Raw genomic sequence first — 18,984 nt, forward strand, 5'->3', positions numbered from 1 at the left:
CTCGGAGGTGCTCATGGGAGATGCGAAGAGCGAGCGGGACGACGGGTTCCAGGCGTTCATCGTCGCGGCCTGGCCCCGCCTGGTGCGGACGGCGTACCTGCTGGCCGGCGAGCAGTACGCAGCCGAGGACCTGGTGCAGTCCGCCGCCGAGAAGGCCTGCGCGGCCTGGTCGAGGGTGCGCCGGGCCGACGATCCGTACGCCTACGTGCGGAGGATCCTGGTCAACCAGCACGCCCGCCGCTGGCGCCGCCGGGCGCCGGAGCTGCTGGTGGACGCGGTGCCGGACGCGGCGGGGAGCGAGGACGGGTTCGCCCGCTCCGACCAGCGCGGTGCCCTGCTGGCCGCGCTGGCCACCCTGCCGCCGCGCCAGCGCGAGGCGGTGGTGCTGCGGCACTGGGAGGACCTGAGCGACAGCCAGACGGCTGCGGCGATGGGCTGCTCGGTGGGCGCGGTGCGCAGCCACGCCGCGAAGGGCATCGCGCGGCTGCGGCAGGTCACGGCGCTGGTGGAACTCAAGGACACGACGCACATCGGAGGAACGGCATGAGGCGCGGAACGGACCAGGAGCCGGGCGGGACGGGCGTGGACGACGGCAGGGACGTGTGGGTCGGCCTCGGCCTGGCCGAGGCGGCGGCCGGCGCGCGGATCGGTCCGGCGCCGGTGGCGGACATCGTGGCGGGCGGCCGCCGGCTGCGGCACCGCCGCCGTACGGTGGTCGGCGCGGTGGCGCTGGCCGCGGTGGTGGCGCTGACCGGCGGGGCGCTGGCGCAGCTGCGCCCGGGCCCGGCGTCCGCCCACGGGGTCGGCCCGGCGGGCGTCGGCGCCGTGCTCGGACCGGCGACCGCCGCACCCTCGACGACCGCCGCGCCCTCGGCGACCGCCGCGGTGCGTGACCCGCTCACCCCGGTCCGGGTGCTGCTGGGCCAGGGCGTGGCCCCGGACGGCAAGCAGTGGCAGCTGTGGGAGGCGCTGTGGCCGGAGGCCCCACGGGAGCGGGCGTTCGAGCAGGCGACGGCGGTATGGAAGGAGCGCAGCCGCTACGACTCGGCGGCGGCCGAACCGACGGAGGAGTACGTCCGGCGGTACTGGCAGCCCGACTTCGATGTCGTCGACGTCTACTTCACCGTGGACGGGGTGCGGCAGAGCCATGACTCCGAGGGCGTCCAGCCGGCCCCGGGCAAGGTCGACCCGCGCAGCCGGACCACCGTCGGCGGCGGTCTGGTCGGCCACCGGGGCAAGGGGGACACCGTGGCCCCGCTCGACGTGGTGCTGCTCTCGCTCGGCCCGGACGTCGGCCGGGTGGTGGTGACCTGGACCGACGGCACCTCCACCGAGCCGCCGCTCGTCACCGTGGCCGACTCCCCCGTCCGCGCGGTGGTGGTGCCCCGCCCGGGGGCGAAGCGGGCGAGCTCCTGGCAGTTCTTCGACAGGGACGGCAAGGTGCTTCCGAACGCCGACGCCAAGTACCTGACCGAGTCAGGCTCCTGAGGACGCCCGCCCGACGCCCCCTCAGCCGAGCAGCAGCTTCGCGGCCGCCGCCGCGCCGTCCGTGCGGATGCCGGCGGCGAGGGCGGCGGCGCGCTCGCGGGCGGCGGGGGCGAGGGCGTGGCGCAGGGCGGCGGTGAGGGACTCGGTGGTCGGGGTCGGGCCGTCGTGGGCGGCGCCGATGCCCAGCGCCGCCACCCGCGAGGCCCAGTACGGCTGGTCCACCATCTGCGGGACCAGTACCTGGGGCACCCCCGCCCGGGCGGCCGTGGTGGTGGTGCCGGCGCCGCCGTGGTGGACGACGGCGGCGACCTTCGGGAACAGCGCCTGGTGGTTGACCTCGCCGACCGCGAAGCAGTCCCCGGCCCCGTCCACCTCGGCGAGCCGGGCCCAGCCGCGGCCGAGCAGCACCCGCCGGCCCTGGGCGCGGACGGCCTCGACGGCCGCCCGGGCGGCGCCCGCCGGGTCCCGCAGCGGCATGCTGCCGAAGCCGACGTACACCGGCGCCTCACCGGCCGCCAGGAAGGCCGACAGGTCGGAGGGCAGCGGTCGTTCGTCCGGCAGGATCCACGCGCCGGTCTGCACCGCCTCGGGCCACCCCGCCCCGAACGGCCTCGGCCAGGGGTCGAGCAGCGGGTCGGTGGCCAGCCACGGCCGGCCGGTGAGGACGTGGTCCCGGACGTTGTCGACCTCGGCCAGTCCGACCGCCGCCCGGTGGGTGTTGACCGCCTCCCCGAACAGCGCGTTCATCGTCCCGATGTTGAGCTCCCACAGCTCCCGGCGGTCGGTCACCTCCGGCGGGTACGGCGCCATCGGGTACTCGAAGGGCCGGTGGCGCGGGGAGGGCAGCACGGTCGGCTGGAGGGCGACGTACACGAAGCGGGCGCCCAGCCGCTCGGCCGCCGCCTGCGCGCCGGCCGCCGCCGGGAACAGGCCGGTGGCCACCACCGCACCGCCCGGCTCGGCCGCCCCGAGCACCGCCGCGTGGAACTGCTCGACCAGTCGGGCGGCGCGCTCGGAGATGCCCGAGGGCGCCGGCGGCCCGCTGACCAGCGCGCGCACCGACTGCCCGACCGGCACCACGTCCACCCCGGCCTCGGCCAGCCGAGCCGCGAACTCCTCGTCCGGCGGCGCGCACACCCGCACCGAGGCGCCCAGCTCCTCCAGCCGCAGCGCCAGCGCGGCCATCGGCTCGACGTCCCCACGCGACCCGTACGTCGACAACACCACTCGCACGTCGAACTCCCCCGTTCCTTCCCCGGCTTCGTGTCCTTGAGCCGGTGATTCTGCGGCACCACCGGGGCCTTGTGGCAAGGCCCCCCGTGCGCTATAGCTTGAGAGTGGCGAGGAGTGGGGCCGCCCCCCTCCGGGCCGGCCTCCTCCGGGCCGGCCTCCTGAGGAACGGGCCTCCTGCCAGAATCACCCCATGCGCGCGATCATCGAATCCATGGCCGGTCAACTCACCCGTGTGCCAGGCGTGGTGGGAGTGATGCTCGGCGGGAGCCGGGCCCGCGGCGAGGAGCGGCCGGAGTCGGACTGGGACCTCGGGGTGTACTACCGGGGCAGCCTCGACCTCGACGCGCTGCGTGAACTCGCCGGGCCGGGGGTCGAGGTGGCCGGCCCGGGCGGCTGGGGACCGTGGGTGAACGGCGGGGCGTGGCTGCGGGTCGACGCGGTCGCCGTGGACTGGATCCTTCGGGACCTCGACCGGGTCGGACGGGTGTGGGCGGACTGCCGCGAGGGCCGTTACGAGGTGGGGACGCAGGCCGGCCATCCGCTCGGCTTCTGGTCCCCCTGCTACCCGGGCGAGGTCGCCCTCGGGCAGCCACTGGCCGACCCCACCGGGGAGTTGACGCGGCTCAAGCGGCAGACCGCCGACTACCCGGAGCCGCTGCGCGAGGCCCTCACCGCGGCCACCTGGGAGGCCGGCTTCCTGCTGGACACCGCCGCGAAGAGCGCCGTCCGCGCCGACGCCCTGCACGTCTCGCTCTGCCTGTCCCGCGCCGTCGGCATCCTGGTCCAGGCCCTGTACGCCCACCACCGCCGCTGGTGCCTCAACGAGAAGGGGGCCCTGGCGGTGGCGGACCAACTGCCCGACACACCAAGGGACTTCGGCGAGGTCGCGCGCGGCCTGCTCGCCGCACCCGGCGGGTCGGCGGCGGAACTGACGGCCACCGTCACCCGGGCCCGGGAGCTGACCCGGGAGACGGTGGCCGTGTTGGGCCGCTGAACCGGGCACCATCCCCACCCGACGGCCCGGGCCCCGGCCAGTGGGTTCCCCGCGCTGCGGGAAACCTCAGGGCGGGGAACTGCGGTTTTCCGCAGGAGGTTCGCCGGAAACCCGCATACCGCCGCTGACCTGCGATTTCTAGCGTGAAGGGCAGAGCCGAGCGCACCGGCGCCGGCACCCCTGCCCCCTGGAGAGCCGCATGCAGCACACCGTCCTCGCCATCGCCCAGCAGCCCGCCGACGGGTTCGCCGGCTGGGCGGCCGACCTGGTGGACACCATGGGCGGCCCCGGCGCCGGCCTGGCGATCGCGCTGGAGAACCTGTTCCCGCCGCTGCCCAGCGAGGTGATCCTGCCGCTGACGGGCTTCGCCGCCGGGCAGGGCGTGATCAGCCTCGCTTCCGCGCTGACCTGGACCACCCTCGGGTCGGTCGTCGGGGCCGTCGTCCTTTACTGGCTGGGCGCGTTGTTCGGCCGGGAGCGGATGCACGCGATCTGGGCCCGGCTGCCGCTGGTCAAGGCCTCCGACCTGGAGCGCACCGAGGCCTGGTTCGCCCGCTACGGGACGAAGGCGGTGCTTCTGGGCCGGATGGTGCCGATCTTCCGCAGCCTGATCTCCGTCCCGGCCGGGGTCGAGCGGATGCCGCTGCCCGCGTTCGTCATGCTGACCACGATCGGCAGCCTGCTGTGGAACAGCGTGCTGGTGATGGCCGGGTTCCTGCTGGGGGACCGCTGGGACGTGGTGGAGACGTACGTGGGCCTGCTCTCCAAGGCGGTCCTGGTGGTGGTCGTGGTGGCCGTGGCCGGGTACGTCGTGATGCGCTGGCGCGGGCGCAACAGCGCCGCCCAGCACCGGCGCGCCCGGTGAGCGAGCCGACCGGCCGCAACGGCCCGAGCCACCCGGCCGATCCCGCCGGCCCCGGCGCCCCCGTAAGCTCGGAGCCCGTGCAGGGGGATGGAACAGACACCACGTCATGGCCGCGCCGCGCCACCGGTTTCCTGCTCGGCTGCCCGAGCGCCGTCCTCGCCGCGCTGTACCTGCTGCTGGCCGGCGCCGTCCTCGGCCCGTTCCTGCTCTGGCCGCGCACCCGCCCGTACGCGGCACCGGGCCTGCTGTCGGGGGTGCGCCGGCTGGCCGCCCTGGAGCGGGCCCGGCGCAGCGCGTTCTTCGGCGACCGCTTTCCGCGCCACTACCGGGCGGACGAGGGCAGGCTGCTGCGCTACCTGGTGGTGCGCAGCGGCGGCGGGCTGGTCGCCGGGGTGGTGCTGGGGCTGCTGGTCTTCGGGCTGGCCCTGGCCGTGCTGCTGGTCGGCGGGGTGCTGCGCGGCTCGCTGGGCTGGGAGGAGTTGGCGACCCAGGTGCTGCTCGGCGGGGTGCTGCTCTTCCTGGCCGTGCAGGGCCTGTTGTCGCTGGCCGCGCTGGATGCCAGGAGCGCGCGGGAGTGCTTCGGGCCGTCCGAGGCCGAGCTGCTGCGCCGCCGGATCGCCGAACTCGCGGACAGCCGGGCCGCGGTGGTGCGGGCGGTGGACACCGAGCGGCGGCGGATCGAGCGGGACCTGCACGACGGCGTGCAGCAGCGGGTGGTGGCGCTGGCGATGCTGCTCGGCCGGGCGCGGCGCGGTCCGGACCGCCACCGGGACCCGGAGCGGACGGAGGCGCTGCTGCGCCAGGCGCACCGGGAGGCGCAGGAGTTGCTGACCGAGCTGCGCGAGGTGGCCTGGCGGGCGTACCCGTCGGCGCTGGACACCCTGGGGCTGGAGGAGGCGCTGGGCGGGGTGGCCGAGCGCTGCGCCATCCCGCTGCGGCTGCGCTACGAGGTGGCCGGTCCGCTCCCCGAACCCGTGCGGACCGCCGCCTACTTCGTGGTGTCCGAGTGCGTCACCAACGCGGCCAAGCATTCGGCCGCCTCGGCGATCTCAGCCCGGGTCGAGGGGACCGCCACCCTGCTCACCGTACGGGTCGAGGACGACGGCGGCGGTGGCGCGGACCCGACGGGCAGCGGCCTGACCGGCCTGCGCGGGCGGGTCGCCGCGCTGGACGGTACCCTCCACGTCCACAGCCCCGTCGGGGGGCCGACCGTCATCACCGCGGAGCTGCCATGCGCGTGACCCTCGCCGAGGACTCGACCCTGCTGCGGGAGGGCCTGGTCCGACTGCTCGCCGAGGAGGGGCACGAGGTGCTGACCGCGGTCGGCGACGCGACGGCGCTGACGGCGGCGGTGGCGGAGCAGCCGCCGGACATCGTGGTGGTGGACATCCGGATGCCGCCGACCCACACCGACGAGGGGCTGCGGGCGGCGGTGGAGATCCGCGAGCGGTGGCCGCAGGTCGGGGTCCTGGTGCTCTCCCAGCACATCGAACGCGGTTACGCCGCGCGACTGTTGGACGCCGGCGCGGAGCGGGTCGGCTACCTGTTGAAGGACCGGGTGGCCGAGGTGGACGAGTTCCTGGACGCCCTGGTGCGGGTCGCAGCGGGCGGCGCCGTGATCGACCCGGAGGTGGTCCGCCAACTGGTGGTGCGCACCACCCGCACCGACCCGCTGGCCCGGCTCACCCCGCGCGAGCGCAGCGTCCTGGAGGCGCTCGCCCAGGGCTGGACCAACGCCGCCATCGCCCAGCGGCTGCACGTCTCGCAGAGTGCGGTGGAGAAGAACCTCAACGCCGTCTTCGACAAGCTGGACCTGCCCCGCACCACCGACTACAACCGTCGCATCCTGGCCGTCCTGCACTACCTGGGCGCGTAGGCCCCCGCCGCGCCGGCTCCGTCCGGACCGGGGTCACCGACAGCACCGACAGCACCGACGGCAGCGCAGGCCCAGGGCCCACGGCCCGGGCTCAGGTCTCCTGCGGCGCACGCCCCCGGAATGAGCCGTTCGGGTGAGCGACCGGCCGGCCGTCCCGACCGCTGGCGGTGGCGCCGCCCGGCCCGGCGTCCCGGCGGGTGGCCTCCTGTGCACCGAGGGTGAGCACGCGGTCCGCCAGCGTCAGCAGGGCCCGGTCGTGGGTGATCAGGAGGGTGGTGCGCCCGGCCATCAGGCGGCGCAGCGCGGGGACGAGCTGCTCGATGGTGTGCGGGTCCAGGCCGCTGGTGGGTTCGTCCAGGATCACCACGGGCGTGTCGCGCAGGAAGGCCCGGGCGATGGCGACGCGCCGGCTCTGCCCACCGGAGAGCTGGAAGCCGTCGGCGCCGATCACCGTGCGGTAGCCCTCCGGGAGCGCTGTGACGAATTCGTGGGCCCCGGCGCTGCGGGCGGCGCGTTCGATGTCGGCGGGTGGGGCGTCCGGACGGCCGTAAACGATGTTGTCGGCGATGCTCGCGTGGAACAGCGGGGCCTCCTGCGTAAGCAGCGTGACCGCTTGGCGCAGTGAGGCGAGGGTGAGGTCGCGCAGGTCCTGCCCGTCGAGGCGGACGGCGCCGGCCTGCGGGTCGAGGAAGCGGACCAGGAGCTTGGCGAGGGTCGACTTGCCGCTGCCACTGGGCCCGACGACGGCCAGGGTCTCCCCGGGGAGCAGGTCGAGGTCCAGGTCGGCGAGGACCGGCGGTCCGGGGACGCCGGTGGCGCCGGGGTAGGCGGCGCGGACGCCCTCGAGGGCGATCCGGCCCTGGACCGGGCCGGTGTCCCGGGCCGTGGGGCGCTCCTGCACCGGGCTGCGGAGGTCGTGCAGCTCCAGGACGCGTTCGCCCGAGGCGCAGGCCAAGCCGGCCATCGGAATGAGGCCGGCGAGCTGCTGGACGGGCTCGAACAGTTGCGCCATGAAGGCGGCGAAGGCGAGCAGACCGCCCAGGCTGAGGTTCCCGCGGATGACCTGCAGCGCGCCGACGCCCACCACGGCCAGCCCGGCCAGCAGCTGCAGGACCCCGAGGAAGGGCTGGTAGAGGCCGGAGACCCGGGCGGCGGCGAGTTCTGCGTCGAGCAGGGCCCGGCCCTCCCGGCGGACGCGTGCGACCTCGCGGCTCTCCTGGCCACAGGTCCGGGTGACGGTGGCGTTGCGCAGGGATTCCTCCAGCAGCGCGGTGACCCCGCCCGCGCGGCGCTGGACCCGCCGCTCCCGACGCCGGATGACGCGTCCGAACAGCGTGCTGGACAGGACGAACAGCGGGGCGGCCAGCAGCGCGGCCACGGTGAGCGGCCAGCTCAGGTAGAAGGCGGCGCCGGTGAACAGCAGCAGGCTGACGAGGGCGACGGCGCCCTCGACCAGCCCGGTGGCCACCATCCGCTCGATCTCGGCGATGTCGAAGGTGAGTCGCGCCACCAGGTCGCCGCGCCAGCGGGTCTCCAGGGTGTCGGGGGGCAGGGTGTGCAGGTGGGCGAGGGTGTCGGTGCGCAGCCGCAGCATGTAGCGCTCGGCGATCCAGGTGCTGGTGTAGCTGCCGGCGAAGGTGAGCAGCCCGGCGGCGATGGACGCCGCGAGCATGAGGGCGGCGAGCGGCCAGAAGGCGGCGAAGTTCCGTGGGACGAGGACGTTGTCGATGAGGTCCTTGAACAGCCAGACCGAGACGATCTCGCCGAAGGCGCCGAGGACGAGCAGGGCCGCGCTCACCGGGAGCCAGCGCGCGTCGGGACGCACCCACGGCCAGAACCGGCGGACCAGCTCCCGCAGCGGGATGACCGGCGATTCCGCCACCGGTCCGTGGTCGTCGGCCTTGAAGGCCTTCGATGCCTTGGAGCCCTTAAAGACCTTGGGGGCCACCCGGTCACCCGGGGGCGTCACATCGCGCATGGACACGACCCGTTGCTTTCGGAGACGTCGTTCCGGGATCCGGAAACGACGTTCCGGGGCGTGGACCCGTCGTTCCGGGCTGGGGACCCGCCATCCTCCGCGCGGAGGCGGCGTCGTCCCAGGACGAGGGGCCGGCGGTCGCACCGCCGACCCCTGTGATGGTGCTAGTCGGGACTACCGGGTGCAGTCCTGGCCGAAGTCACCGTCGCCACCAGTCGAAACCGAAACCACGGCGGTAACCACGACGGTCAAAACCTCGACCACGGTCAAAGTCACGGCCTCCGCCGTAACCACGGCCGTAACCACGGCCGTAACCACCGTCCCTGTCTCCTCGACGACCGAAGTAACTCATAACGGCTTCTCTCTCTCGTCGCGTCGGCGCTCCTTACCACCCGCGACCCGCACCGACGGCGGGGTTGCGAGAACTGGAGGCCGTTGCCGGTGGGCGGACCGTTCCGGTGGCCTGTCGGCGACGCCCGGCCGGTTCGTCCCACTACTCCAGTATCCGCCCACCGACCGTATGCGCAGCTTCTGAGCCGATCGGATCGGACGATCACTCGGCCACCACTGGAGCCGGCGCCCCGCCCGTCACGTTCAGCAACTGCCGATAGGTCACGCAGCCGAGCGCGGCGGCGGCCTCGGCGGCGGTGCGGGCGGAGTCGGGCAGGAGGCGGATCTCGCCCGGGATGCCGGCCGCCGCCAGGGCCTCGGCGACGGCCTGACTGCGTGCGGGGAGGTTGGAGGTCATCGACCCATCACGCCGTCCGCACCGGGCGGCGTCTGACGGCGCCCTCCGGCACCGCCCGCACACCCGCGGGGCATCGAGGAGGACCTCGCCGCGCGCTCGACGCCGAGCCGACGGGCCCGGCCGAACCCTTCCCGGCGGGGCGTCACACAGTTTTCACACCCCGGCCATCCACCGGCCGCGCGTCTCATTGACACTGCATCAAGCGAGTAAGGAACCGCCTGCTCCGCATACATACGGTCAACGATTGAATGACATTGTGCCCACCTCGTGCGCAAGCCCGACCCAGGCGGCGAACGGACTTTCACTCTAATCACACGGTATGACTAATATCGCTTCGTCAAAAACCCGTGCCCCGGACGGCCCGCCCCTCACCGGCCGGCCGCCAGCCCCAAGGAGTCAGCTCTGCGCGCGCGTGCGAATCGGCGGCCCCCGACGCCGAAGGGCCCCCGCAGGCGTCCACGCCTGTCCCTGCGGACGGCGCTGCTCGTCCTGGCCGTCGTCCCCAGCATCGCCCTGGTCGCCCTCTGGGCCGTGACCAGCGGCGAGACCATCGCCGACTTCCAGCGACTGGCCGACCAGGCCACCATCGCGCAGAAGGCCGGCCAGCCGTCCAACATCGTGTACTACAACCTCCAGGAGGAACGGCGGCTCAGCGCCGAGGCACTCGCCCGGCCCGGCTCCAACGCCGACCAGCTGCGCCACCAGCGCCAGCTGACCGACGACGCGGTGCGGCAGTTCCAGACCCTCTCCGGGGCCACCGCCGACAACGCCCCCGAAGAGATCCGCGCCGCCGTCGTCGAGGCCCGCCAGGCCATGGGCAAGCTGGCCGAGCAGCGTGCCGCCGTCGACCGCGCCACCACCGACCAGCAGAGCGTCTACGCCTACTACACCGACCTGATCAGCGTCGACCTGCGGCTGTTCACCGTGCTCAGCCGGGTCGACACCGGCGAGGTCACCTGGCTGTCCAAGACCCTGGTCAACTCCTTCTGGGCCAAGGAGATGCTCTCCCGCGAGGACGCCATCCTGGCCCGCGGCTGGCCCACCGGGCGGCTGTCCGCCACCGACTACCAGCAGGTCCAGCAGCTGATCGGCTCCCAGGACCACCTGCTCAACGTCCAGGTCCTGCCGTACATCCCGGACACCGAGGCGCCGGCCTGGCACGAGCTGGTCAACAGCCCGTCCTGGCAGGCCAAGGCCGCCGTCGAGCAGGCGCTGCTCAAGCCCACCGCCGCCGACGCCGCCGGCACCGTCAAGCTCCCGGCGACCCAGGACCAGTGGCGCCAGGCCCTCGACGGGCTCAACCCGCCGCTGGTCAAGGCCATCGAGGACCGCACCAACGGCATCATCGAGGTCGCCAAGGGCGCCATCATCGGCATGCTCACCCGGGTCGTGCTGACCACCGTCATCGGCCTGATCACGGTCGTCGCGGTCGTCATCGCCTCCTGGCGGCTCAGCCGCTCGCTGCGCCGCCGCATCAAGGACCTGCACACCCAGGCCGAGGAGATGCGCAGCACCCTGCCCGAGGTGGTCGACCGCCTCGGCCGCGGCGAGCAGGTGGACGTCGAGGCCGAGAGCCGCGCCGTCACCGACGGTCCGCACGGCAGCGGCACCGACGAGCTGGCCCGGCTCGGCCAGGCGCTCAACCTGGCCCGCTCCGCCGCCCTGGAGGCCGCCGTCGGCCAGGCCGAGCAGCACCGCGGCTTCGAGCGGCTGCTCCAGCGCATCGCCCGCCGCACCCAGCTGCTGATCGGCCGCCAGCTGCGCAAGCTGGACGAGCTGGAGCGCAAGCACGACGACCCGGAGGTCCTGGAGGGCCTCTTCGACCTCGACCACCTCACCGCCCGCCTGCGCCGCTACGAGGAGAACCTCGTCATCATGGCCGGCGGCCAGCCGCAGAGGCGCTGGCGCAAGCCCGTCCCGCTGCTGGACGTGTTGCGCGCCGCGCAGGGCGAGGTCCAGGACTACCGCCGGATCTCGATCGACATCGAGGGCCACCCGTGGCTCTCCGAGCGGGCCGTCGGCCCGGTGGCGCACGTGCTCGCCGAGCTGATGGAGAACGCCACCACCTTCTCCAAGCCGCCCACGCCGGTGGAGGTGCGCGCCGCCGTGGTCGGCCGCGGGCTGGCGATCGAGATCGAGGACCGGGGCCTCGGCATGGACCCGGAGCAGTACGACGCGGCCAACGAGCTGATGAGCCGCCCGCCGCGCACCGACGTGCTGGCCCGGGCCGACGACATCCGCCTCGGCTTCCACGTGGTCGCCCGGCTGGCCTCCCTGCACGGGCTGAGGATCGAGTTCCGCCCGTCCGCGTTCGGCGGCACCCGGGCGGTCGTCCTCGTCCCGGACGAGCTGGTCATCGAGGGCGACACCGGGCTGCCGGACGGCGCCGGCGGCACCGCCGCCGAGCCGATCCCGCTGGTTCGCCGCTCGCGCCGGGCCGTGCGCTCGGCCTCCGACGAGGCGCCGGCCCCGGTGCCGACCGGTCCGCCGGTCGCGCCGGTGGACTCCTTCACGCAGGGCGACTTCGCCCCGCAGGCCGCTCCGGTGCCACTGCCTCAGTCGGAGCCGACCCCGATGCCCCTGCCGGTGCGGGTGCCGCTGCGGCTGCCCTCGGCGGACGCCGGGGTGGGCGAGGGGCCGCAGACCACGCTCCAGGACGTTCCGGTGCCGCCGGCGCCGTTCCCGGCGGAACAGCCGTTCCCCACGGAGCAGCCCCACCAGGCGCAGCAGCCCCACCAGGCGTACCCGGCCGGGCAGTCCTTCGGCCCGGAGCAGTCGTACGGGCCCGAACCTTCGTACGGCGCTGAACCTTCCCACGCCCCGCGGCCGTCCTACGGGGTGGAGCAGCCCGTCCCGGCCGCTCAGCCGTCCTTCCAGCCGGAGCAGCCGATCGAGCACAGCTCCCCGGCCGACCCGGCGCCCGTCCAGGACGCCCCGGCCTACCCCGACATCGCCTACGCACGGGTCACCGAGGCCGAGGCCCCGTACGCCGACGAGCAGTACCGCCCGGCCGACCACTACCGGCTGGCCGAGCGGCGGCGGCGTCGCGAGTACCAGACCTCGGTGCCGTTCAGCCCGGCCGAGGGCGGCCAGCCCCCGCTGCCGCAGCGCGTCCGACAGGCCAGCCTGGCGGCCGAGCTGCGGGTGCCCCCGCCGGCCGCGCCGCAGTGGGTCAAGCGGTCCGCCGAGGACGCCACGCCCGCGGGCCCGTTCCAGCGCACTGACTGCCCGGTTCGGCGCTCGGGTGCGGCGATCGGCGCCTTCCAGCGCCAGTCCCGCGCCGCCCGGGCCCAGGACAGCGGCGAGCACCCGCTGCCCGCCGCCCCGCCGCCCCCCTCCCCCACCCCGTCCCCCTGGGCCCCTCCGGCCACGGACTCCCGAACCACACGAACGGATGAGCAGTCATGAACCGTACGATCGCCACCCACCAGGACCTGGACTGGCTGCTGGACGGACTCGTCGACTCGGTGCCCGGGACCAGGAACGCCGTCCTGCTGTCCGACGACGGTCTCGTGGTCAGCCACTCCCGCACCATCGAGCGGGCCGACGCCGAGCGCCTGGCCGCCGTCGCCACCGGCCAGCAGAGCCTGGCCCGCGGGGTCGGGGCGCTGTTCGACGGCGGCCCGGTGCACCAGGTGATCGTCGAGCTCGCCGAGTGCTGGCTGTTCGTCATCGCCGCGGCCCAGGGCACCCACCTGGCCGTGGTCGCCTCCCAGGAGGTGGACGCCGAGGTGATGTCCGTCGCGATGCACACCCTGGTGCAGCAGGTCGGCCAGAAGCTCACCACCCCGGTCCGCCACGACGACGCCCCCGGCGCCCCGGCCTCCTTCGACGCCTTCGCCGCCCGGAACCGGGGCTGACCCGGGTGGAACCGTACGGGAACGACGCCTGGGGGGACGGCCGCGACGACGGCCGGCAGGCCGGTCCGCAGTCCGGCCCCGCCTCCGACCCGCAGCCCGGTCCGCAGTCCGACCGGGAGGACCGGGACGACCGCTGGCGGCGCGGCGCGGTGCCGCACTGGAGCGAGCTGGAGGAGGAAGCGGAGGACGAGTCGGGCAGCATGGTGCGCCCGTACACGATCACCCGCGGCCGGACCGCACCCGAGCGGGACGACCTCACCCTCATCACCGTGCTCACCACGGTCGAGGAGAAGGCCGAAGCGGCCCTGGCGCGGGGCAACCGCGCCGGCGCTCGCGGCCTGCAGCCCGAGCACCGGCTGATCCTCGATCTCTGCCGGCACCCGATCGCCGTCGCCGAGGTGTCGGCGGACCTGGACCTCCCGGTCTCGGTCACCAAGATCCTGCTGGGCGACCTGGTCGCCCAGGGCCTGCTGAAGGCCCGGGCGCCGCTCTCGGTGGCCCGGGCCGCCGGGGGCGTGGACCTCGGCCTGCTCACGGCCGTACGCGAAGGACTCCGGAGACTCTGAACATGGCAACACCGCACTCCGCCGTCGGCTCCCCCGCCGCCCCGGTCGCCCCGGCGGCCGTCAAGATCCTGATCGCGGGCGGCTTCGGCGTGGGCAAGACCACCCTGGTCGGCTCGGTCAGCGAGGTCACCCCGCTGCGCACCGAGGAGTACCTGACCCGGGCCAGCGTCGGCATCGACGACCTGGCCGGCATCGACCAGAAGACCACCACCACGGTCGCGCTCGACTTCGGCCGGATCACGATCAGCCCCGAGCTGGTCGTCTACCTGTTCGGCACGCCCGGCCAGGAACGCTTCTGGTTCATGTGGAACGACCTGGTCAACGGCGCCCTCGGCGGGATCGTCATCGCCGACACCCGCCGACTGGAGACCAGCTTCGCCTCCATCGACTTCTTCGAGAGCCGGGGCATCCCGTTCGTGGTCGCGATCAACTGCTTCCACAACACCAACACCCGTACCCCCGACGAGATCCGGGCCGCGCTCGACCTCGACCCGCAGGTGCCGATGCTGCTCGGGGACGTGCGCGAGCGCGCCTTCGGACGGGACCTGCTGCTCGCCCTGGTCGACCACCTGATGGACCTCGCCGCCACGCCCGCCGGCTGATCCGTCCCCTTCCCCCGGCCGGACCTCCCGTGAACTTCCCTACGGAGCACCCCTCATGACCAGAGCCCTGCGCGTCCTCGTCCACGGCGGCGGCATCGGCGGCCTCACCCTCGCCACCGCCCTCGCCCAGCGCGGCCACCAGGTCGACGTCGCCGAGCTGCGCGAGCAGTTGGAGGCCCTCGGCGTCGGCATCATCCAGCCGTCCAACGCCCTGCACGTGATGCGCGAGATCGGCGTCCTGGAGGACTGCCTGGCCGTCGGCTTCGAGTGGGAGATGCTGACCATCTGCGACCCGGCCGGCGCCACCCTCGCGAAGATCCCGCAGCCCCGGATGGGCGACGCCCCCTCCAACAACGGCATACCGCGCCCCGCGCTGGCCCGCGTCCTCGCCGACGCCACCGCGAAGGCGGGCGTCACCGTCCGCTTCGGCACCACCATCGACACCCTGGCCGAGGACGCCGAAGGCGTCGAGGTCACCCTCACCGACGGGCACGCCGGCCGCTACGACCTGGTCGTCGGCTTCGACGGCATCGGCTCGCCGCTGCGCCGCCGGCTGTACGGCGAGAAGTACCTCCCCGAGTACACCGGCTTCGCCAACTGGCGGGTCACGCTGCCGCGTTCGCCCGAGGTGCGGGGCGTGGTGATGTCCTCCGGCAACCTGAGGGCGAAGGCGCTGCTCACCCCGATCAGCGCGGAGCGGATGTACCTGGGCTCGGTCTTCGCCGAGGCCGAGGACTTCCGCCCGGACCCGGAGCGCGCCCACGAGCAGCTGCGCGAGCGGCTGGCCGGCTTCGGCGGCCCGATCGCCGGGGCGCTGGCGCAGATCACCGACCCGGCCGCCGTGGTCTACTCGCGGATCTCCCAGGTCACCGTCGAGGATCCCTGGCACGTCGGCCGGATCGTGCTGGCCGGCGACGCCGCCCACGCCTCCACCCCGCACCTCGCCCAGGGCGCCGCGATGGCCGTCGAGGACGCCCTCGTACTCGCCCTGAGCCTGGACGAGGCCGACTCCGTCCCGGCCGCCCTCGCCGCCTGGGAGGAGCGCCGCCGCCCGCGCGCGATGTGGGTCCAGGCCCTGTCGCGGGCCGTCCTCAAGCAGGAGACGGGCACCCCGACCACGCCGGAGGAGGACGAGCTGCTGAAGGTCGGCATCCCCGGCGCGGCGCACGTCCTGGTGCAGCCGTACTGACGGCTCCGGACTGACGGCTCCGAGCTGACGGCTCCGGGCTACGGGCCACGGCCGGCCACCGGCCCGGCGGGGCGCTGCGGCGCTCCGCCGGGCTCACCAGCGGCCGGCCAACTCCAGGATCCGGTACCCGAGCCACCCCGGCGGGACCAGCGCGAGGGCCAGCCCCGCGACCACCAGGTCCGCTTTCCTCGTGGCGAGTTGAGCCCGCCAGGCCATCGCCCGCTGCCGCCTCCCGTCGGCCGTCAGGGCGGTGTGGATGGTGTGCGCCAGGTGCACCGTGGGCGTCGGCGGGGAGGAGATGCCCGACCGGGCCATCCACCGCCACGCCGCCGGGCCCTGGCGCTCCTTCACCGGGAACACCCGCGGGGTCCACTGGCCGTCGAAGGTGATGACGGCTCCGGTCCAGTGCCCGCCGGTGACCAGTTCCCTGGGCAGCAGCGGGGTGGGCAGGCTCTCGTTCAACTCCCCGGCCAGCTCCGCCAGGCCGCGCGGGGCCAGCAGGATCAGCTTCGCCGGCGGCTGCGTGGCCCTGGCCTCCCCGATCTCCCAGCGCAGCCCCTCCCCCGGCCCGAGGCGCAGGACGATCAGCTGGGACAGGTCCATCAGCCGCCGCACGGTGCCCTGCCAGTCGTCGAGCGGCAGGTAGAACCGGGCGGCGCCCAGGAGCGGCAGCGTCTCGCCCGGCTGTCCCACCGCGATCACCGGGCCCACGGCGCCCAGCGCGGCGGCGAACTGCACCTCCCGGGTGCGCAGGCCCGCCGCCGTCCGGGCGTCCTCCCTGGCGGCGGCCTCGTCGTCGAAGCTGCGCAGGTAGAGCACGGGTCTGCGGCCGTCCCGTAGCAGCGCCTGGGCGGCCCCGCGAGCCGCGTACGGGCGGGTGCGGCGCAGGACCAGGAGTCCGGCCCCCGCGGCCGCCGCACCGCCGACCAGCAGCAGGAGCGACACCCTCGGCGGGAGTCCCTCGCTCCGCTCCGACGCCGCGACGACGAGGGCTCCGCCCCCGGACAGCACGCAGCCGGCGGCCTGGGCGATCCGGACGGCGCGCCGCCGGCGCGGCTGCGGCGTGCCGTACCGGTTGACCAGCGCGACGATCTCGGCGACCCCGGACCGGCGGCGGTGGCGCAGCCACAGGGCGGGCCCGAGCAGCGCCAGGGCGACCGCCCCACAGCACCACGCCCCCACCCTGCTCCCGCGCACCTGCTCGCCCATGCCCACGTTGACCAGCAGGTGCAGCGCCGCATAGGCCGCGGTGACCGCGACCGCCGTGATCGACCGGGCGACCACGCGGAGCCGGGACGACACGTCGATCCACCCCCTAGCCTGCGCGCAGCCCTTCGAGCGGTCCTGCGCGCAGCGCCTCGAGCAACCCGGTGAGCAGCCGGTTGAACAGCCCGTTCGAGCAGCCGTTGAACAGGGCCCTTCCATGCGATACCGCAACCGGCGGACCGTCATGCGTGTGCGACCGGTACCGGTTTCCCGGCGCACGCCCCGGGCGGGCGGTCTTGTGCCCGCGCCGGGTCGCGGTACAGGCTGGCGGCCGACCCGGCCAGTCGACGCCCTGGAGGTCCGGTGCCGTCCCTGTTCCGCATGCTCGACCTGCACGAGGCCGTGGAGCGCGAACGGCAGCACCCGGGCGGGCGGCTGTTCGTCTCCGACTACAACGGCGGGCACCCGTTCGTCGCCGACTACCTCGGCCCGCTCGCCCGCACCCCGCCGTACCTGCTCGGCGACGTCACCCGCTACTCGGCGATCGACGAGGACCGCGCCCTGCGGGCCAAGATCGCCCGGCTGCACAGCGCGTACGACGAGGTGGAGTACGGGCCGGAGCAGGTGATCCCGGCGGGCGGCTCCAGCAGCCTGCTCGGCACCTTCTGCACCTGGCTGCAGCTGAGCGGCGTGCGGCGCGTCCACTACCTGCCGCCCGTCTACTACAAGTTCGCCTACTTCTTCCGGAAGTTCGGCATCGAGCCGGTCCGGGTAAGCGAACTGCACGCCCGACAGGAGGGCTTCGCACCGGAGTTGCCCGACGAGCGGACGGTACTCCTGCTCACCGATCCGCTCTGGTACGCCGGGCAGCCGGTCCCGGCCGGGGTGATCGAGCGGATCGGCGAGTGGCAACGGGCCACCGGGTCACTGGTGTTCGTGGACGGCACCTTCCAGTACCTGCGCTGGGACGGCGGCCGCCGCGAGGAGAGCGCCGCCCTGCCGGCCGACCTCACGGTACGGCTGGTGAGCCCCACCAAGTACCTGTCCATCCACGGCTACCGCTGCGCCCACCTGCTCGTCCCCGAACGGCTGCGCGAGCCGCTCGCCGACCTCCACGTCAACCTGCACGGGGACGTCACGGTCGCCGACCGCCTGTTCGCCCACCGCGCCGCCGACCTGATGCTCGACGGGGAGGGCAACCGGCGGCTGGTGGAACACATCCGGGCCAACCACCGGCGGATCCTCCGCAGCGGCGCGCTGCGGGACCGCGCGCCGGTGGACACCGGGTACTTCCTGTTCGCCCGGGTCGCCGCCCCGGCCGCCCGGCTGCTCGCGCTCGACGAGCGGCACTTCGAACTCACCGGCCACGAGGGGTTCGTACGGATCAACCTGCTGAACGAGGCAGCGCTGGACGGGCTGACGGCTCCGGACACGCTGACGGCTCCGGGCGGGCCTGCGGCGTCGGGCGGACCGGCGGCGCCGGCCGGCTGATCTGGTCCCGGCGGTCCCACACCGCCTTGGAGATCCGGGCGAGCAGCCGGGCCGCCGGGTCGGTGCGGTCGGTGCCGTCGGCGAGCCGGCCGGTGTAGCAGACGGCGATCAGGTAGGGCGGGCAGTCGGCCGGCTGGACCAGGCCGACGCTGAGCCGGACGCCGGGGAACCAGCCGTTCTTGAAGGCGATCCGGGTGTTGGAGGGCAGGCCGGCGGCCAGGTCCACCCGGAAGTCGTTGCACTCGAGGAGGGCGAGGAGTTCGGGCTCCCCGGCGAGCGAGCGCAGCAGCCGCACCAGGTCGTGGGCGCTCACCCGGTTGTGCACGCCCTGGGCGCGCGCCGCGTAGTCCTCGATGCCGCGCGGGGTGGAGCTGTGCGTGGCTCCGGCGCGGCGCCACACCTCGGCGACGGCCTGCGGGGTGGTGCGGGCCAGGCAGATGTTGGTGGCCAGGTTGGAGGAGTGGGTGATCATCCGCTCGGCGAGCAGGCGCAGCGGCACGTGGGTGCCGAGCAGTTCCCAGGGCAGCGGATCGCTGTCCCAGTCCGGGTCGTTGCCGAACTCGCCGCCCACGACGGACTCGAAGCGGTTCACCACCGGCACCTCGGCGTCGAGGTTCGCCCCGCCGCGGCAGAGCGCCGCGAGCACCGCGACCTTCATCGTGCTGGCGGCATCGTGAAGTTCGTCCGGGTTGTGGACGAACACCGGCTCCGCTCGTTCCGCCCAGGGGGCCACCACCACAGAGAGCATGGAGGAAGGGTAGGGGAGGTCGGCGCCGGACCTCGACGGTTGCGGCACACGACACGAACCCGGCGCTCCCGTGTGGCGCCGCGGAAACGCGACGGGTTCACCCGTTCGCGTTCCTCCGCGGCAGCCACCGGCCGGCGGTC

Annotated in this window: 17 protein-coding genes; 12 read left to right on the forward strand and 5 right to left on the reverse strand. The window is 74.4% G+C overall.

Annotated elements, in window-relative coordinates:
* Positions 1-13: 13 nt before the first annotated feature.
* Both ACWDBB_RS07135 and ACWDBB_RS07140 read left to right on the forward strand, forming a co-directional pair.
* Positions 14-547 (forward strand): SigE family RNA polymerase sigma factor, encoded by a 534-nt coding sequence (locus tag ACWDBB_RS07135; protein WP_449788595.1) that lies wholly within the window; start codon positions 14-16, stop codon positions 545-547.
* On the forward strand, positions 544-1,488 hold the full coding sequence (locus tag ACWDBB_RS07140; RefSeq protein WP_449788596.1) for a hypothetical protein: 945 nt from the start codon (positions 544-546) through the stop codon (positions 1,486-1,488). Before ACWDBB_RS07135 ends, ACWDBB_RS07140 begins: the two co-directional genes overlap by 4 nt.
* A gap of 21 nt (positions 1,489-1,509) precedes the next feature.
* Here the strand turns inward: ACWDBB_RS07140 and ACWDBB_RS07145 are convergent, their stop codons facing one another.
* Positions 1,510-2,721: a glycosyltransferase gene (locus ACWDBB_RS07145; RefSeq protein WP_449788597.1), complete on the reverse strand. Its 1,212-nt coding sequence runs from the start codon at positions 2,719-2,721 to the stop codon at positions 1,510-1,512.
* Between the two features lie 190 nt (positions 2,722-2,911).
* Between ACWDBB_RS07145 and ACWDBB_RS07150 the strand changes: the two genes are divergently transcribed.
* The 4 genes from ACWDBB_RS07150 to ACWDBB_RS07165 all read left to right on the forward strand — a co-directional run bounded on the left by ACWDBB_RS07150 (position 2,912) and on the right by ACWDBB_RS07165 (position 6,456).
* Positions 2,912-3,715, forward strand: a complete 804-nt coding sequence (locus tag ACWDBB_RS07150; protein WP_449788598.1) for a nucleotidyltransferase domain-containing protein — start codon at positions 2,912-2,914, stop codon at positions 3,713-3,715.
* Between the two features lie 199 nt (positions 3,716-3,914).
* On the forward strand, positions 3,915-4,580 hold the full coding sequence (locus ACWDBB_RS07155; RefSeq protein ID WP_449788599.1) for a DedA family protein: 666 nt from the start codon (positions 3,915-3,917) through the stop codon (positions 4,578-4,580).
* Between the two features lie 77 nt (positions 4,581-4,657).
* On the forward strand, positions 4,658-5,821 hold the full coding sequence (locus ACWDBB_RS07160; protein ID WP_449788600.1) for a sensor histidine kinase: 1,164 nt from the start codon (positions 4,658-4,660) through the stop codon (positions 5,819-5,821).
* Complete coding sequence (locus tag ACWDBB_RS07165) at positions 5,812-6,456, forward strand: response regulator (protein ID WP_449788601.1); 645 nt, start codon at positions 5,812-5,814, stop codon at positions 6,454-6,456. The genes ACWDBB_RS07160 and ACWDBB_RS07165 overlap by 10 nt, the downstream gene beginning before the upstream one ends.
* 91 nt (positions 6,457-6,547) lie before the next feature.
* On the opposite strand, the gene ACWDBB_RS07170 is transcribed toward ACWDBB_RS07165, so the two are convergent.
* Together ACWDBB_RS07170 and ACWDBB_RS07175 are read right to left on the reverse strand one after the other, a co-directional pair.
* Positions 6,548-8,434: an ABC transporter ATP-binding protein gene (locus ACWDBB_RS07170; protein WP_449788703.1), complete on the reverse strand. Its 1,887-nt coding sequence runs from the start codon at positions 8,432-8,434 to the stop codon at positions 6,548-6,550.
* 553 nt (positions 8,435-8,987) lie between these two features.
* Positions 8,988-9,182, reverse strand: coding sequence for a hypothetical protein (locus ACWDBB_RS07175; protein ID WP_449788602.1), 195 nt, complete (start codon positions 9,180-9,182; stop codon positions 8,988-8,990).
* Positions 9,183-9,713: 531 nt separating this feature from the next.
* Here ACWDBB_RS07175 and ACWDBB_RS07180 point away from each other — a divergent pair.
* From ACWDBB_RS07180 to ACWDBB_RS07200, 5 genes are read left to right on the forward strand one after another with little or no spacing between them, the layout of a single operon-like run.
* The gene (locus ACWDBB_RS07180) at positions 9,714-12,590 is read left to right on the forward strand and encodes a nitrate- and nitrite sensing domain-containing protein (protein ID WP_449788603.1); all 2,877 of its coding nucleotides are present in this window, start codon (positions 9,714-9,716) and stop codon (positions 12,588-12,590) included.
* Entirely contained in the window at positions 12,587-13,042 is a 456-nt protein-coding gene (locus ACWDBB_RS07185) for a roadblock/LC7 domain-containing protein (protein WP_449788604.1), read from the forward strand. Before ACWDBB_RS07180 ends, ACWDBB_RS07185 begins: the two co-directional genes overlap by 4 nt.
* Before the next feature lie 5 nt (positions 13,043-13,047).
* Positions 13,048-13,608, forward strand: coding sequence for a DUF742 domain-containing protein (locus ACWDBB_RS07190; RefSeq protein WP_449788605.1), 561 nt, complete (start codon positions 13,048-13,050; stop codon positions 13,606-13,608).
* A gap of 2 nt (positions 13,609-13,610) precedes the next feature.
* On the forward strand, positions 13,611-14,210 hold the full coding sequence (locus tag ACWDBB_RS07195; protein ID WP_392872336.1) for a GTP-binding protein: 600 nt from the start codon (positions 13,611-13,613) through the stop codon (positions 14,208-14,210).
* A 55-nt stretch (positions 14,211-14,265) separates the two neighbouring features.
* Positions 14,266-15,399 carry an FAD-dependent monooxygenase gene (locus tag ACWDBB_RS07200; RefSeq protein ID WP_449788606.1) on the forward strand — a complete coding sequence of 378 codons (1,134 nt, stop codon included), beginning with the start codon at positions 14,266-14,268 and terminating at the stop codon, positions 15,397-15,399.
* 93 nt (positions 15,400-15,492) lie between these two features.
* On the opposite strand, the gene ACWDBB_RS07205 is transcribed toward ACWDBB_RS07200, so the two are convergent.
* Positions 15,493-16,701, reverse strand: a complete 1,209-nt coding sequence (locus ACWDBB_RS07205; protein WP_449788607.1) for a transferase — start codon at positions 16,699-16,701, stop codon at positions 15,493-15,495.
* A gap of 267 nt (positions 16,702-16,968) precedes the next feature.
* Between ACWDBB_RS07205 and ACWDBB_RS07210 the strand changes: the two genes are divergently transcribed.
* On the forward strand, positions 16,969-18,096 hold the full coding sequence (locus tag ACWDBB_RS07210) for an aminotransferase class I/II-fold pyridoxal phosphate-dependent enzyme (RefSeq protein WP_449788608.1): 1,128 nt from the start codon (positions 16,969-16,971) through the stop codon (positions 18,094-18,096).
* Here ACWDBB_RS07210 and ACWDBB_RS07215 read toward each other — a convergent pair.
* On the reverse strand, positions 17,990-18,844 hold the full coding sequence (locus ACWDBB_RS07215) for a serine hydrolase (protein ID WP_449788609.1): 855 nt from the start codon (positions 18,842-18,844) through the stop codon (positions 17,990-17,992). The two genes, ACWDBB_RS07210 and ACWDBB_RS07215, sit on opposite strands and share 107 nt — an antisense overlap.
* Between the last annotated feature and the right edge of the window lie 140 nt (positions 18,845-18,984).

It is taken from the genome of Kitasatospora sp. NPDC001095 (assembly GCF_053598615.1).